The organism is Gemmatimonadaceae bacterium (genome assembly GCA_036003045.1).
GTDB lineage: Bacteria > Gemmatimonadota > Gemmatimonadetes > Gemmatimonadales > Gemmatimonadaceae > JAQBQB01.
This window is the reverse complement of the sequence record DASYSS010000046.1, coordinates 9,708-25,552: the sequence shown is the minus strand read 5'-3', so window position 1 is coordinate 25,552 and position 15,845 is coordinate 9,708. Positions and strand designations below refer to the sequence as shown.

The following is a 15,845-nucleotide window of genomic DNA, read 5'->3' as shown; positions in this document are numbered from 1 at the left end:
AATCGCACGCTCCCCCCTCCCATGGCCCATCGTCTCCGCTTTGCTCCGTCACCGACGGGATACCTCCACGTCGGGAGCGCGCGCACCGCGCTCTTCAACTGGCTCTACGTGAAGCACTACGGAGGCCAGTTTCTCCTCCGCGTCGAGGACACCGACCGCGCCCGCAGCACCGAGGAGAGCACGCGCGCGATCTTCGAGGGACTCGGCTGGCTCGGACTCGGCTGGGACGAGGACGTCGTCTTTCAGGGCGGGAACCTGGCGCGACACCAGGCGGATACGCAGCGGCTCCTCGAGGCCGACGCCGCTTATCGCTGCTTTTGCACTCCCGCCGAGCTCGATGAGATGCGCAAGGCGGCCGAGGCTCGCGGCGAGGCGTTCAAGTACGACCGCCGCTGTGCGCGGCTCGACTCGAGCGAGGTTCAGCGCCGCATCGCGGACGGGATGCCATTCGCCATCCGGTTCCGCATGCCCGAGGGTGAGACGTCGTGGACGGATCTCGTTCACGGACCGATCAAGTTCGCCAACAAAGACATCGGCGAGGGCGACTTCATCATTCTTCGCTCGGACGCCACGCCGATCTACAACCTGGCGGTCGTGTCGGACGACATCGCGATGGGCATCACGCTCGTGATGCGCGGTGACGACCACATCTCGAACACGCCGAAGCAGATCCTGCTCTACAGAGCGCTCGGCGCGACGGTGCCGGAGTTCGCGCACCTTCCGATGATCCACGGCCTCGACGGAAAAAAGCTGAGCAAGCGCCACGGCGCGACGGCGGTCGGCGACTACCGGCACATGGGAATTCTGCCGGAGGCGATGCTCAACTTTCTCGCATTGCTCGGCTGGTCGCCCGGCGGCGACATCGAGGTGATGACGGTCAAGCAGATGATCGACGCGTTTTCCGTCGAAGGACTGTCGAAGAACGCGGCGGTGTTCGACACGAAGAAGCTGGAGTGGATGAACGGCCAGCATTTGAGCATGCTGTCCGCTGAGGAGCTGATGCCGACGTTCGTGCAGGCATTGACCACCGTGGATCCGAACGCGCCCGCTCTCGTGTCGCGCGGCGCGCTCGACGCCGGCTACTGGATCGATCCGACGGCCGCGGAGCCGGGGTTGGACTGGCTTCGCATGCTCATTGACCTGCTCAAGGTGCGCGCGCGAACCGTCGACGACATGGTCCGCCAGGCCGCGCCGTATCTGCAACGCGACATCGCGTACGACGAGGACGGCGTCGCCAAGACGTGGAAGGATCCCAAGGCCGCGCACGAGATTCTCTCCGCGACGCGCGACGCGCTCGCCGACGCCAAACCGTGGGACGCCGCCGCGCTCGAGGGTGAGCTACGCTCGTTCGCCGAGTCGCGCGGCATCGCGGCGGGAAAGCTGTTTCAGCCGCTGCGACTCGCGCTCACCGGCGTGACGGCGAGCCCCGGAATCTTCGATGTGCTCGTTTTGTTGGGACGTGAGCGCTCGCTCGCGCGCTTGGACGCGGCGCTCGCGTGGTTGGCCGCCGCCGGCGCGACGACCGACGCGGCGGACGCTACGGAATGATCGGCGACTGCGTCGCTTTCGTGTCCGCGGCGTCCTTTCGCTCGCGGTCCATTCGCTCGCGGATTCGCTTCACCGCGGCGCGGAAGTCGTCTTCACTCATCCCCTGCGCATGCGAATAGATGTCCTGCTGAATCCAGTTCGCGTTGCGCGCCTCGATGATGCGCGAGCCGTCGACGCCACCCCGATTGAGCGGTAGCGCGGCGAGAATCGCCGACGGAAGCTTGAACTTGCCGAGGTAGATGTACTGCGAGTCGAGGCCGTACTTCTGGCCGTCGTGCGTCATCGTCCAGTCGCGCGGACTGCGGCCGCGATGTTCTTCGGCCTCGATCTCCGCCTGACGGAACGCCACGTAGATCGCCTTCACGGCGCTGTCGTTCTTCTGTGCCATCGTGAGCGGCAGACGGAGCCCGTTCGGACGCAGCTCGATGCGCGGATCCGGCAGCGCGGGCTCGATTCCGGTGGCAATACCGTTCGGAGCGCCGCCGGTACCGTTCGGCGTTCCTGAGATCGCGCCGGGGCTCGCGGTCGGCGGCGGCAGCGGGGGAATCGAGGTTGGGATCGTAGACGGCGGAAGCAGCTGCGCCGGTGTCGGGATCCGCTTCAGGGTTCGCTTCTCCTGCGCGCCGTTGCCGACGGCGCCCGACGGCGCCGCCGCGGGCACCGAGCGAACGTACTGGATTCGCTCGACCGGCGTCTTGTCGCGATCGGAGTTGAACAGGGACGAAAGCGGATAGCGGAACGTGATTGACGCGATCGCGACGATCACGAACGCGTGGATCACGAGCGACAGGGCGATCGAGCCGCGGTCTCGCTTGGGCGGAGCGATCATCAAACGTCGCGACGCGGACGGCCGTGCGGCCGTCGCGGCTGCGGTCGTTACGGGATCGTTCGTTTTCTTCACGACTTTCGCGCGGCTCATGCGACCTCCGCGGTGATCGATGCCAGCACCTTGCCCGCGCGTCGAGCCGCCTCGGCGATCCGCTCCGGCGACGTGACGAACGAGATGCGGAAGAACCCTTCCCCACCGGCACCAAACGCCGACCCAGGCATCACGACCACTCCTTCCTCCTCCAACAGGCGATCGGCGAAGAGCGCGCTAGGAACTTCGCCCGGGAGAGGGATCCACAAATACATAGTCGCCCGCGGCGATTCGCAAGCAAAACCGGCGGCCCGGAAAGCGGCCACCGCAGAGTCGCGGCGCACGCGGAACGTCGCAACGTTAGACGGCACAAAGGTTTCATAGCTTTCGAGCGCCGCAACGCCGGCCGCCTGGACGGCCATGAACTGGCCGGTGTCGGTGAACATCTTGATGCGGGTCAGCGCCGACGCGATCTCGGGGCGAGCGACGGCCCAGCCGCACCGCCACCCCGTCATGTTGTACGTCTTCGAGAGCGAATGAAATTCGATGGCGACGTCGCGCGCGCCATCGATCTCGAAGATGCTCGGCGGCACGTAGCCGTCGAAGGCGAGCTCCGAGTACGCGTTGTCGTAGACGAGCAGAATGCCAAGCTCGCGGCAACGGGCCACGACGCGCGCGAGATAATCCGTCGGAGCGATCGCGGCCGTGGGATTGTTCGGATAGTTCAGATAGACAACTCCGGCGCGGCGCAGGGTGCCCTCGGGAATCTCGTCCAACTCGACGAGGAAGTTCGTGCGCGGCCGCAGCGCGTAGCGATACACCTCGCCCCCGGCGAGCAGCGCCCCGCCCTGGTACGCGTTGTATCCCGGTTCCGGCACGATCGCCACGCGACCCGGCTCGACGTACGAGAACGCCAGGTGCGCGATCCCTTCCTTTGACCCGATCAGCGGAACGACTTCGGTGAATGCATCGAATTCGACGCCGAACCGCTTGCGCATCCAGGCGGCGATGGTCTCCCGGAACGGGACGAAGCCAAGCCCGAACCCGTAGCGATGCATCGACGGCTGATGGGCCGCGCTTGCGATCGCTTCGATGGCCTTGGGCGGCGGCGCGAGATCCGCGTCGCCGGCGCCGAGATCTATCACATCTACACCTCGCGCGGCCAACTCCCGCTTCTTTTGCGGAATCGTCGCCAGAGGGTACTCCGGCAACGTCTCGAAACGGGCAGTCAATCGCGGCAAAGCCACTAGGCGTCCACCTTCACTGGGTTCGTTACACGAGAATGCCCGACGATCTCTACTTCTACCTCGTCCCCGGGGGAGAGTTTCCCCACGCCAGCCGGCGTGCCGGTCAACACCAGATCGCCGGGCTCGAGCGTCATTACCTGCGAAACGTAGGCGAGCACGTCGGGAATGGGGAACACCATGTCCGCCGCGTTCGCCCGCTGCCGTTCCACGCCGTTCACCCGCGTGACGACGGTCAAGCTGGACAAATCGGCAGGCGGCGGGACGAGTTCGCCCGTCGGGCAGAACGTATCGAACCCCTTGGCACGGGTCCACTGCGAGTCCGAGCGTTGCAGGTCGCGAGCCGTCACGTCATTGACGGCCACGATGCCTGCGATCGCGCCGCGCGCCTCCGTGCTCGTTACACGCCGCAGCGTGCGACCGATGGTCACTCCGATCTCACCTTCGAATTCCACCTGCGTCGATTGCGGCGGAAGGACGATCGCGTCGCCCGTCCCGATGACGCTGCTCGGCGGCTTCAGAAAAATTAGCGGCTCCTTGGGGACCGCGTTCCCCATCTCTTTCGCGTGGTCCACATAGTTGCGGCCGACGCAGACGATTTTTCCGGGACGCTGGGTGCTCGAGGGCGACGGGGGCCGGGGCGGGTTCATTTCAGAGTGAATGGGCGTTGGCGGCGCGCGCGCCGCGTGGCAAACCGGCGCGCTTTGCGCCGGCCGGAATCGTATAGAACTCTCGTATGGCGGGGAGCACCTCCGACCACGGGCCGACGACCCGGCGCGCCGGCGGCAGTCCCTCGATCAACGCGCGCCCGTACGCCTTGGTGACGACGCGCGGATCGGCGATCACCACCACACCGCGATCGGTCCCGCTGCGAATGAGACGTCCAAACCCCTGCTTCAATCGCAGCGCCGCGTGGGGAAGCATGTACTCCACGAACGGATCCCCGCCGCGTTCCGCGATGGCCTCGCAGTTGGCCGCGGTGATCGGTTCGGTGGGCACTCGGAACGGAAGCTTCGCGATGAGCAGCGCGCGCAGCGCGTCGCCGGGAACGTCGACGCCTTCCCAGAACGACGATGTGCCGAGCAGAATCGCGCCGCCCGAATCGCGAAAGCGAGCGAGCAGCGAATCACGGGTGTCGTCGCCGTGGACCAGGACGGGCCAGCGCCGCTCCGCACCCCGCCCTCTCAACTCCGATGCCATGGCGCGCACGTCGCGATGGCTCGTGAACAACACGAACATCCCGCCGTCGCTCGCTTCGGCGAGATCGTGCGTCATGCGGGCAAGCGACGAGAAGTGGCCGCCCGCGTCGACGTTGGGCGGCGGCACGTCGCGCGCGATCGCCAGCATCGCCTGCTCTCTGTACTTGAACGGCGACGCGTAGATCCCGGTCCGCGGTTCGAGCTCCGAGTCGTCGAGCCCCAGGCGCGACGTGAGAAAATCGAAACGGCCGTCGGTGGCGAGCGTCGCGCTGGTGACGACGGTCGTCGTCGCACGCCGGAACAAGTCCTCGCGCAGGATCGGCGCGAGGTTGAGGGGCACCGTCGAGACGCTTGCCGCTCGGTCGCGCCCGCGCGACTCGATCCAGCGAATGGACGGATCGTCGTCCGGCGGCGGGTCGAGCGCGCGCCGCAGGCCGTCGCCCGCCGCTTGCAGCCGCCGCGTCACCGAGCGAATCTCGGCGACGAGCATCATCACCGAATCGTCGGGACGCTGGGCGCCCTCGAGCCGTTCGCGCACGAGATCGAGACCGTCGGCGAGAACATCGATCTGGCTCAGCGTGTCCTCGAGCGCGAGCCGCAGTCCCGCGCGCCAGATCGGGTGCTCGGCGAAGTCCGCGGTCAGCCGCTGAACTTGGTCGCCGCCGTTGGCGAGAAAGGTCTCGAGCAAGTCGAACAGCGTCGAAGCCTTCGTGCGCGCCGACTCGAGCGCCGGCGAGAGCCGCGAAAGCACGAGGTCGAAGCTCGCGGTGCTGAGCAGGTCGTCGGATTTCGCGAGGCGGGCCATGAGCGCGCCGAACAGACCTTTGCCCCGCCGGTCCAGACGACCGAACAAGCGCTGCAGCGAACGACGCGACACCGTCGCGCCGAGGTGGCTCGCGGCCGCTTCCTCGAGATGATGGCCCTCGTCGATGACGAGACGGTTGTAGGCGGGCAGCACCGCGGCCTCGCCCCAGTTGTTCGAGATGCGGCGCACGGCAAGGTCCGACAGCAGCAGATGGTGATTGACGACGATCACGTCGGCCTGCGCCGCTTCACGCCTCGCCTTGAACAAAAAACATTTGTCGTACACCGGACACCGCGCCCGCTGGCAGAGGTCCGGCTCGGCGGCGACCTCGTCCCATACCTCGGGTCGCGGCGAGATGGTGAGATCGCTCAGCGATCCGTCGCGAGTCCGCTCGGACCAGGCGCGAATCGCCTCGAATTCGTCGTTGAGCCCCTCGTCGAAGAGCGCGTTCCCCGCCGCTCTCGCCTGGTCGAGTCGCACGAGGCACAGGTAGTTGCGCCAACCCTTGAGCAACGCGAATCGCACGCGCTGGTCGTCGAGCGCTTTCTCGAGGAACGGCAGATCTTTGCCGACCAGCTGCTCCTGCAAGTTGATCGTGTTGGTCGACACGACGGTGCGTTCGCCATTCGCGGCGGCCCAGCGCAGCGCCGGCACGAGATAGCTGAGCGACTTGCCGACGCCGGTGCCCGCCTCGAGAAGTCCGACGCCGCCGTCGTTGTACAGCTTCGCGATCTCGGCGGCCATCGCGCGCTGACTCGGCCGATCCTCGTAGCGTGGCAGCGCGCCGGCGATTGGTCCGGCCGGGCCCAGGTCGTCGTTCACCGTGCCGGCGTTGAGCTCGCGGAGCGCCGCATGCTCGGGAACTTCGACGACGACGTACAACTCCGTCGCGTCGTTGTCGACGATCGCGAAGCCGATGCCGTCGTCGTGGATCCGTGCGGCCACCTCGAGGTCGGGATGCGACGGATCGAGGTTGCCGGACGGATGGTTGTGGATCAGCATCTGCCCGCGCTGCGCGAAGCCGGGGAGCGCGAGAACGCTCATGGAGTCGCCTCGCGCTACCGTCTTCACTGTCTGGACGACGCCTTCGTCGTCGAGGGTCGCGGTGAAGCACACTTCACGGCCCCCGGCCAATCGGATAGCGGCACGAATGGCAACGGCCGCGGTCGGACTGAGTCGAGTCCCCGGATCCGCGGCCGCGTGTGAGGGAGGGGGCATGCCCCGAAATTTAGCCTACGTCTTGAGCGGCTTCTTCTTCGCGGCCGGGAACAGAACGTTGTTCAGAATGAGCCGGTAGCCGGGCGACGTCTTGTGCAGCGACAAGTCCGTGGGCGGATTGCCGATGCCGTGAGACGGGTCCTCCGGATCGTGGCCGCCGTAGTAAGTCCACGTGCCCTTGCCGTAGTCGCCGTGGAGGTATTTCACCCAGGGAGCGCCTTCCTCGTCGGCGAGGATCGTCACGCCCGGCTTGAGCACCGACTTGCTGAAACTGGTCGTGACCCCGAAAAAGTCATTGATCACCGCGCGGTGGTCCTGCACGAGCATCGAGTTCACCGGATCGATCTTCGCCGAGAAGTTGAACAGCGTGAACGTGCCGAGCGGCTGGCGTCGACCAGCGACGTTGACTTGATGCCCGTCGATGTCGCTCATCGAGTTCACGAACTGCGACATCTCGAGGTGCGCGTCCTTGAACGCGAAGGTCTTGCTCCAGTCCATCTTCTTGTCGGCGTCGGGATCCATCGGCGTGCCGTCGATGAACGGCTGCGCGATGTCGACGTGTTGGCTGGCGATGGCCAACTCGAGCGTCTCGGTCGCGCCGCACATCGCGAACAGAAACCCGCCGCGTTCCACGAACTCGCGAATCTTCTCCGCCACGTCCTTCTTGAGCGCCGGCATGTTGGCGAACCCGAGGCGCTTGGCCGCCGCCGTGTTCTTTTGGAGCAGGTCGATGAACCAGGGCGCTTCGCGATACGTGAGGTAGAACTTGTTGAGCTGCCCCGTGAAGTCCTCGTGGTGCAGGTGCAGCCAGTCGTACTTGGACAGGTCGCCGCGCTCCACCTCGTCGTCGTACACCGCGGTGTATTCGATGCCGGCGTATTTGAGCGCGAGCGTGACGGCGTCGTCCCACGGGAGCGCGTCGGGCGGCGTGTACACGGCGATCTTGGGCGCTTTCTCCAGCGGCACCGACTCCATGTTGCTCGACGCGATCTGGGAGCGAATCTGGCCGAGCTGGGCGTCGTTCAGCGCTTCGATCGTGATCCCGGCGAGCCCCGCTTGCCGCCGGAGCTCGGGCGTGTCCCCGAGCAGAAACGAGCCGCCTCGGTAGTTGAGGAGCCACTCCGCGCTGACGCCGGCCTTGATCGCGTTGTACGTCAGTCCGTACGCCTTGAGGTGGTTCTGCTGCGCGTCGTCCATCGGCACGAGCAGCCGCTGCGCGCCGGCGCGGGCGAGCGCGATCACGACGACGGCGGCGGCAATCGATAGCTGTTTGAGAAGTCTCATCGGCCCGGAGGCGGAGATGTAGAAGGCGGATTTCTGAGGAGGTCGAGCTCACGCCTCGCCTGCGGCACGAGCGAGCCGCCGGGATAGGTGAGGATCAAGTGCTCGAGATGATTCGCGGCACCCGTCGTGTCGCCTTTGCGGCGCAAGAGGCGCGCCCACTCGAGCTCGACTTGCGGCGCTTCGGGCGAATCTTTGTCTTGGTCGAGGACGCGCGTCCAGAGTGCGACCGCTTGATCCTCGCTTCCGAGCGCGAGGTCGATCTGCGCCGCGGTGGTCAGGAGCAGCGACCGCACCGGTGGTGTGGAGTCCGCGGCCGTGACGAATTGCGCGGCGGCGCCGGCGCTGTCGCCGCGCGCCAGTGCCAGAAACGCATGCCCGATCGCCGGCGCGCTGTCCACTTTGAGACGCGCGACGAGCCCCAACGCGAGGGCGAGCTCCGGAGAGCTCTCGGTGCCGCCTCGCAGGAGACCGCGCGCCACCTTGAGGTTGCCGTCGTAGAGCGCCAGCCAGCCGGCGGCGTCGCTGGAATCGCCCTCGACGCCGGTCGCCGCCAGCGCGGCGCGCGCCTTGTCCATGTCGCCCGTGCGCACCCAACCCCACGCGATCGTCCGCGTGAGCGAATTCTTGGCGCCGGGCGTGAGGAATTTGTCATACGTGTCGACGAGTTGTTGCGCCTCGGTCGGCCGACCCACCGCCGCCAGCGCCTTGACCCGCACGGGAAGGTACTCGCGCGCCGCGAGGGCGGAGTCGTTGCCCGCGTCGGCCAACGGTGCGAGCCGCAGCGCGGCGGCTCCGTCACCGGCATTCAGCGCGGCGGTCGCGGCGCGCACCGCGAGGTCCGGCGTCCGTTTCCACCTGAGCGCGGACTCGAGCGCCTCGCGTGCCAGCGTCCAGCGATCTTCCGCCTCGGCCCGCTGCGCGAAGTCCGACCAGGCCGCGGCCGACACGCTGTCGGGCGGCAGGCCCTTGAGGGCGTTCCATCCGTCGGCGAGCGAACCCCAGCTTCCCTCGAGGTCGGCGAGGGCGCGCCTCGCCGCCACCTCGATGGGCAGCGCCAGGAAAATGTCCCGAATCTGATCCCGCGCCGACGACGGGGCCGGCGCGAGCGCGTAGGACGCCGCGGTCGAGAGATAGTCGGCGTTGGACAGCGCCTCGCGCCACGCGCGCGCCGATTCCACCCACTGCCCCTGGGCCGCGCGCGCTTGCGCAATTTCCAACGACAGATCCTTCGTCGTACCGAGCGCCGCGGTCGCACGCGCGATGACGCTGTCCGCGGCCGACGCTCGATTGTGCTGCAGCAGCAGCTTCGCGTACTCTCGGTACGGCGCGGAGCTCGTCGGCTCGTCGCGAATCCACTTGTCGAACGCGCGACGGAGCTCGGTTTCGCGGCCGATGGCGTCGAGCGTGCGCAGCTGCACGGTGCGATACGTGTCTTCGCGCGGATTCGACGCGATCAGCGAATCGAGGGGCGCGACGAGCGAGTCCGTCCAGCCGAGCTCCGCGTACACGCGCTCCAGACCGAGCAGCGCGTTCACGCCGGCGGGCGTGCGGAGGACCGAACGGAAGAGCGGCGCCGCCTCTTTGTACTTGCCCGCGGCCTCGAGCTCCATGGCGCGGTAGAACGCCATAGTGTCCGCGGCCTGCGCAACGAGCGGGGTGTGCGAAGGGGAAAGCGCGACCAGCGCGACCAGCGCGAGGCTACGGCGGATTCCCCGCATTGATCCGCTTGAAGTATTCCAGGATCGCGCGCCGTTCGTCGGCGGTGAGACCGCGCAGCTCGTCCCAGGTCGGCTCGCGGAACTTCAGCGCGGCCTTTCCGGTGGCGTTGCCGTTTTGCGGCTGGAATTCGTTGCCCGGCTTGGCCGACGTCGCCTGCCGCTTGCCGGTGTCCTCTCGGTCTTCCTTCTCGAGCGAACGGCCGGCGTCGAGCAGCCGGCGGAAGAGCTGTTGCTGCCGCGCGACCGTGGCGGCGTCGAGGCGTCCACCCTCGAGCGCGTCGGCGAGCGTCTTCGCTTCCTTCGCCAGCTGCGCGGCGCGGTCGCCACCCACAGACTCGCCCAACTCGTCGAGCTGCTGCGCCACTTGTCGCTGCTCGCGCGCCAATGCGCGCGACGTCGCCTGGTTGCCGGCCGACATCGGTTGGCCGAGACTGGGCAGCAGTCCCTGCGCCTGCGCGTTGATCGATCCCTGCTTCTTCGCCATGTCCTGCAACTGCTGCAGCATGTCCGCGAAGCCGGTCGCCGAGGTCGACGAATTCGCTTTTTCGCGGTCGCGCGCCAACGACGCCGCGGCGCGATTCAGCGCGTCCGCCGCGTCGCCGAGCGCGCTCGCCGTCTGCTGGCTGCCGCGCGCGTCGCCCGTCGATTGGAGCGCTTCACCAACCTTTTGCTGCGCTTCGGAGACCGACCGTTCGGAGCGGCCGGACAGCAGCGAGGACTTTTGTCCCTCCTGCTGCAACCGCTGCGCGGCGTTGTCGAGGCCCTGCTTCACGGCGCTCTGCGCGCCGCGGAGATCCTCGGGCTTCGACTGTCCCGAGCGCGCCTGTTGCTCGAGCGACTGTTCCTGACGCGCCATCTGCAGCATGTCCTGCACGGCCTGATCGAGCGCGTTGGTCAACTCCGACTTCCATTGGTTGACCTGCGACGCGCGCGCCTGCTTCATCGCGTCCGACGCTTTGTCCATCTGCGACGCGGCATCCTGCGCATTCTGCGAGAGCCCGCCGCCTTTCTGCCCGTTCTGTTGATTCTGTCCGTTCTGTTGGCCGTTCTGTTGGCCATTCTGTTGTTGCTGTCCGCTTTGACCGCTCTGCGGCTGACCGTTGGATTGCGGCTGGCCGTTCGCCTGCTGCTGACCGTTCTGCTGTTGACCCGCCTGTTGTTGCCGCTGATCCGACGCGGCTTGGCGCATCGCGTCCTGCGCGGCGTCGGCGTGTTGCTTCGCCTCTTTCGCGCCGTTGGCGCCCGCGTCGGCCTTCGCGTTGTCCAGCCGATCCTGCAGCTTCTTCACTTCGTCGGAGAAACGCTGCGAGCGGTCGGCGAGCTGCTTCGCCTCGCGCTTCTGCGCCTCCGACGCCTTGGCCGCCGCCGAGTCGGCGAGGGCTTTGTCTTTTTGGGCGATGTCCTTGGCTTCGTCCTTGAGCGTTTCCATCGCGCCCTCGAGCGCCGCCCGCTTCAGCATCTCGGCGCTCTTCTCCAACTGCTCTCGCAGACGCTCCTGCATCGCCTGGAGATCCTTGAGCGATTGCTGTGACTGTTCCTTCGACAGTTGCTGCGTCGCGTTCTCGAGCTTTTGCATTTGCGCGAGCAGCTCGGGCGTGAGCGCGTCGCGCAGCATCGCCTGCGCTTCCTGCAGCTGCCGCTGGATGGCGCTGTCGAGTACTCCGGCTTGCTTCAACTGCTGCTCGATGTTCGCCGCCGACTGCTGAAGGTTCTTGACCTGGTCGGTCAGCGCGCGCTGATCTTTCGCGACGGCCTTTGCCTTTTCCGCCGCCTCATACGTCATGTTGCCTTGCTTGCCGTTCGCGCCCGTGGGCGGCGGCGCGTCGGCGGGCGTCCGCTGACGGTCACGCGCTGCGTCGCTGGTGCGCTCTTGAATCGACTTCTCGGCGGCGGCCGTCGCCTTCACCTGGCTCACCGCGGAATCCATCGCGTCGCGCACGATCGCGCGGCGCTCCTCGAGCGTCGGAATTCTGAGGAGGAGCTCGCGGCTTTCACCGCGCTGCGTCCATGGCGAATTGTCGGTGGCGACGAACTTCACGTGCAGCGCGTCGCCGGGACGCAGCTTCAGCTGCGCCAGGTCGAGCGTACTCGTCCCGTTCCAAACGGTGCCGGCCGATTCAGCGGCTTTCTCGAGCACCGGCGGACGCTGGCCGACCCACGAGCTCGCCCAGGACATGATCTCGACCTTCGCGAGTCCGTGGTCGTCGGTGGCCGTCGCGTGCAGTGTGATCTTGTCGTCACCGGCGATGAGCGTGTCGGTCTGCGGCGACACGATGTCGACGCGCGGCGCGGAGTCGGGAACGACCTCGAGCTCGACCGGCGCCGGAACATCGGTGATCGGTCCGGTCGTCCCGGCCGCGATCCACGTGTAGTGCCCTGTGTGACGTGCGGCGAAACGACCCGAGAACACGCGATCGTTCGCGTTGAGATTCACCGTGTCTCCCGACGCGGCCAGGTGTACGCTGCGCAAAGCCGCCGATGCGCGCCCGGAAACGTCGATGACGGTTCCCTGCGGCACTTTCGCGGGTTCGCCGATCGGCAATCCTTCCGGGGGGCGGCCAAGGTACGACGGATAGGTCGCGCGCATCGAGACCGCGCCGACGAACGGACGGTCCGTGACGCGCACGAGACCGGTGTCGCTCGCGCTGCGCCCGTCGCTCGCGACGACGCGCAGATCGCCACGAATCGGGCCGACCTCGACCGACGCGATGCTCGTGCGCGGATCGACCATCAGCGTTTGGGTTCGCCAGGCTTCCCCCGGCACCCGCTGCGACAGCGACACCGACGTGCGACGAGGCGCGGCGATTCGGATTCGCACCGTCTCGCCGCGAAGCACGTCGGGCGGAAGGTTCTCGAACGCGAGATGCGGCAGCAGCGTCCCCTTCCACGCGCTCACCGGTTCGAAAATCGCCAGCATCCCGTCGTTGAAATTCGGAACGGCGAAGACCAACGCCGCGACCGCCATCGTCGCGGCTCCCGTAGCCTGCGCCGCACCGCGCCGGACTAACCGCCGTTCACCGACGGCGAGCTTGCCCGCTTTGGGTCCGAGCCGTTCGCTCAGCGTTGCCGCCGCTCGGCGGCCCAACGCGCCCGAGTTCGCGACCTCGATGACGCCGCGCAAAGATCCCGCGCGGAGCAACTGTTCGCGTTCGATTGCGGCCGCGACGCTGTGCGGCGTGGCGCGACGGCCGAGCCGGCGAACGGTCCAGGCGACGACGGCCACGTCCGCGACAATGACCACGAGCCAGACGAGGAATGGTGTGCCGCGCGGCATCGCGATCCATCGGGCGCCGCCCAACGCCGAGCCGGCAGCCGCGAGCAAAGCGCAGGTCGCGCCGATGGCGAGCGCCGCGCCCGCCAGCACGTACAGGCGCCGCAGCCGCGCGCGCTCGCGCTCGACCAGCTCGACGACGGTCACGGTGTCGGCCGGCTGGTGACGGCGTACACGAACAAGTTCACGCCCATGCGCAGTGCGGCCTCGTGCAATTCCGGCGGGTCGTGGTAGACCTCGGGATCCTCCCAACCGTTCCCGAGGTCGCTGGAGAAGCTGTAATACACCGCGAGCCGGTCTCCAAGGAAGATGCCGAACCCGCGCGCGGGAAGTCCGTCGTGCTCGTGGATCTTCGGAATCCCCTTCGGGAAATCATAGACGACGTGATAGATCGGATGCGTCAGCGGCACGTCGACGAGCGGCCGGTCGGGGAACACGCGCTTGATCTCTCGCCGAAAACTTTCATCGAGACCGTAGTTGTCGTCGACGTGGAGAAAGCCGCCCTTCGCCAGATACTCGCGGAGGCGCGCGATCTCGGCGTCGCTGAAATGGATGTTCCCGTGCCCCGTGACGTGGATGAACGGATAGTCCCAGAGCTTGTCGTCCATCAGCGTGACGCGCGCTTCGGTCTTGTCGACCTGCAGCGACGTGCGTTGACGGATTGCGGCGAGGAGGTTCGGCAGGCTCGACGGGTTCGCGTACCAATCGCCGCCGCCGTCATACTGAAGGCGCGCGATGGTGAGCACGGGCGCAGCCGGGCGCGCTCCAATCCCGAGCGGCAGAAGCGCCGCCAGGAGCGCGAGGCCACGATATCGTTGCAGCCGACCGAAAGTCATTCCGCGGTTTCTCCTCCCTCGGCCTCGCCGCCACCTCGAGCGAGACGATACGCCACGCGCTTCGAAACACCCAGTTCCGCCGCGACCTGCACCGACGCGTCCCGAGTGCTGAGGCCCGCGGCGCGAAGCGATCGAACCCGAGCCGCGACTTCCTCCTCACTCACGATCCGATCGACGCCTTTGGTCTCCACCCGTCCAGCCACAAGGAGCACAACTTCGCCGCGCACGGGCCGTTCCCGATAATACGCGAGGAGGTCGGCGACCGTTCCTCTTTGGATGTTCTCGAATTGTTTGGTCATTTCGCGGGCCACGACCGCGGGGCGGAGTCCGCCACCGAGCCGCTCGAGCTCGGCGAGCGTGGCCGAGAGACGGTTCGGCGATTCGTACACCACCACCGTGTGGGGCGAACCGACAATCTCCTCGAACGCCTCGCGCCTGTCTCGCCCGGTCCGCGGCAGGAATCCGAGGAAGAGAAACCGGTCGGCGTCCAGCCCGGAGGCGACCAACGCCGCGAGCGCGGCCGACGAGCCGGGAATCGGGACGACGCTCACTCCGGCCTGGATCGCGGCGCGCACGAGACGAGCCCCTGGGTCGGACACGAGCGGCGTCCCAGCGTCCGAGACGAGCGCCAGCGATTCGCCGGCCAGCAGACGGGCGACGAATCGCGGCGACGTCTTGGCTTCGTTGTGCTCGTGGTACGCCGCCATCGGTGTCGAGACGTCGTAGCGGTCGAGCAAGCGCCGCGTGTGGCGGGTGTCTTCGGCGAGCACGAGCGCGACAGACTTGAGGACGTCGACCGCACGAAAAGAAAAATCCCCCATGTTGCCGATGGGGGTGCTCACGATGAACAAGGTGCCCGGTTCAGGCGCCGTCACACGACCTTCCAGGGCATCTGATCGAAGAGCCCGGCGGACTGGAAGATGTGCCGTCGCTCGTACGTGAGCTCGCGGAACAGGTCTTCGGGCGGTTCGCCGTCGGGGCCCTTGGCGGTCCAGAGCACCTCGCGGATCCACGCCGCGACGCCGCCCGTGAGCTCGCGCGTGTCGGCCACGGGATCGGGCGGCGCGACCGCGTGCCGGGAGACCGAGAACGATTCGAGCACCGGGTGTTGCGTCGCGAGCATCTGACGTGCGTGTTCGGCGATTGCCGAAGCATCCTCCTGTCCCCGTTCGGTGACTCGAGTGATCAGCGCGCGCACGAGGTCCCGGTAGGCCTGCACGAGAGCGTGCGGCGCTTGCACCGGAACCGGCAGCGGCCTCGCCCAACGCGCGACGCGAAGATCGCCAATCCGCCCCTCCCGGTTGAAGAGCTTCGACACGCGCTCGACGACCGTCCCCATCGCCGGCGTCGTGAGGAACGCCTTGGCCACTGCCCCGTTCTTGAGCACGAGGTAGTTGGCGTGATCGTTGGCGATGATCTCGACGAATCCGTCGAACGTCGTCGCCGCGAGATGCGGAAAGAGCACGGTGGGGTCGGCCGCGTCCATGCCCGATGGCCAGGGGTCGGGAGCGACGGTCCGCGAAGCGAAGATGCAGGCCAGCTCTTCCGGCGCGGCTTCGTGGAAACAGCACTCGCCGTATTCCGGCTCGTGCGGGACTTTCTCGATCGCGCTGGCGATCGAGATCGCGCGGGAGCCGCGCGCGTCCGTCAGGCTCGCGTTGGCCACCTCGCCGTTCAACAAATAGAAAAGGATCAGCTCGTCGAGCTGAGAGACCGCTACGTAGCCGGAAATGCGCGCGCCGCGATCGCGCTTGGCGTCGGTGAGGAGATTCCGAAGGTGGACGTAGGCCAGCCGCGTTCGCGCCAGAAGAACGCGGCTATGCGGAAAATGAAGGGCGGCGTGCGACGACACTGCGCGCGCGC

General features: G+C 67.3%; 11 protein-coding genes. 1 reads left to right on the top strand and 10 read right to left on the bottom strand.

Going from position 1 to position 15,845, the window contains the following annotated elements; genetic code table 11:
* Positions 1-21 precede the first annotated feature (21 nt).
* Positions 22-1,548 carry a glutamate--tRNA ligase gene (gltX, locus tag VGQ44_11565; GenBank protein ID HEV8447456.1) on the top strand — a complete coding sequence of 509 codons (1,527 nt, stop codon included), beginning with the start codon at positions 22-24 and terminating at the stop codon, positions 1,546-1,548.
* On the opposite strand, the gene VGQ44_11560 is transcribed toward gltX, so the two are convergent.
* From VGQ44_11560 to VGQ44_11515, 10 genes are read right to left on the bottom strand one after another with little or no spacing between them, the layout of a single operon-like run.
* Positions 1,538-2,467 carry a hypothetical protein gene (locus tag VGQ44_11560; GenBank protein ID HEV8447455.1) on the bottom strand — a complete coding sequence of 310 codons (930 nt, stop codon included), beginning with the start codon at positions 2,465-2,467 and terminating at the stop codon, positions 1,538-1,540. The two genes, gltX and VGQ44_11560, sit on opposite strands and share 11 nt — an antisense overlap.
* Positions 2,464-3,654, bottom strand: a complete 1,191-nt coding sequence (locus tag VGQ44_11555) for an aminotransferase class I/II-fold pyridoxal phosphate-dependent enzyme (GenBank protein HEV8447454.1) — start codon at positions 3,652-3,654, stop codon at positions 2,464-2,466. The genes VGQ44_11560 and VGQ44_11555 overlap by 4 nt, the downstream gene beginning before the upstream one ends.
* Positions 3,654-4,301 carry a fumarylacetoacetate hydrolase family protein gene (locus tag VGQ44_11550; protein ID HEV8447453.1) on the bottom strand — a complete coding sequence of 216 codons (648 nt, stop codon included), beginning with the start codon at positions 4,299-4,301 and terminating at the stop codon, positions 3,654-3,656. The genes VGQ44_11555 and VGQ44_11550 overlap by 1 nt, the downstream gene beginning before the upstream one ends.
* 1 nt (position 4,302) lies before the next feature.
* A complete protein-coding gene (locus VGQ44_11545; protein HEV8447452.1) occupies positions 4,303-6,873 on the bottom strand; it encodes a helicase C-terminal domain-containing protein in 2,571 nt (856 codons plus the stop codon).
* A gap of 15 nt (positions 6,874-6,888) precedes the next feature.
* Positions 6,889-8,157, bottom strand: coding sequence for a hypothetical protein (locus VGQ44_11540; protein ID HEV8447451.1), 1,269 nt, complete (start codon positions 8,155-8,157; stop codon positions 6,889-6,891).
* Positions 8,154-9,875: a hypothetical protein gene (locus tag VGQ44_11535; protein ID HEV8447450.1), complete on the bottom strand. Its 1,722-nt coding sequence runs from the start codon at positions 9,873-9,875 to the stop codon at positions 8,154-8,156. The genes VGQ44_11540 and VGQ44_11535 overlap by 4 nt, the downstream gene beginning before the upstream one ends.
* Positions 9,856-13,293: a hypothetical protein gene (locus VGQ44_11530; GenBank protein HEV8447449.1), complete on the bottom strand. Its 3,438-nt coding sequence runs from the start codon at positions 13,291-13,293 to the stop codon at positions 9,856-9,858. The genes VGQ44_11535 and VGQ44_11530 overlap by 20 nt, the downstream gene beginning before the upstream one ends.
* On the bottom strand, positions 13,290-13,982 hold the full coding sequence (locus VGQ44_11525; GenBank protein ID HEV8447448.1) for a DUF4159 domain-containing protein: 693 nt from the start codon (positions 13,980-13,982) through the stop codon (positions 13,290-13,292). Before VGQ44_11525 ends, VGQ44_11530 begins: the two co-directional genes overlap by 4 nt.
* Positions 13,979-14,857 carry a 16S rRNA (cytidine(1402)-2'-O)-methyltransferase gene (rsmI, locus tag VGQ44_11520; GenBank protein ID HEV8447447.1) on the bottom strand — a complete coding sequence of 293 codons (879 nt, stop codon included), beginning with the start codon at positions 14,855-14,857 and terminating at the stop codon, positions 13,979-13,981. The genes VGQ44_11525 and rsmI overlap by 4 nt, the downstream gene beginning before the upstream one ends.
* Positions 14,854-15,834 carry a hypothetical protein gene (locus VGQ44_11515; GenBank protein ID HEV8447446.1) on the bottom strand — a complete coding sequence of 327 codons (981 nt, stop codon included), beginning with the start codon at positions 15,832-15,834 and terminating at the stop codon, positions 14,854-14,856. Before VGQ44_11515 ends, rsmI begins: the two co-directional genes overlap by 4 nt.
* Between the last annotated feature and the right edge of the window lie 11 nt (positions 15,835-15,845).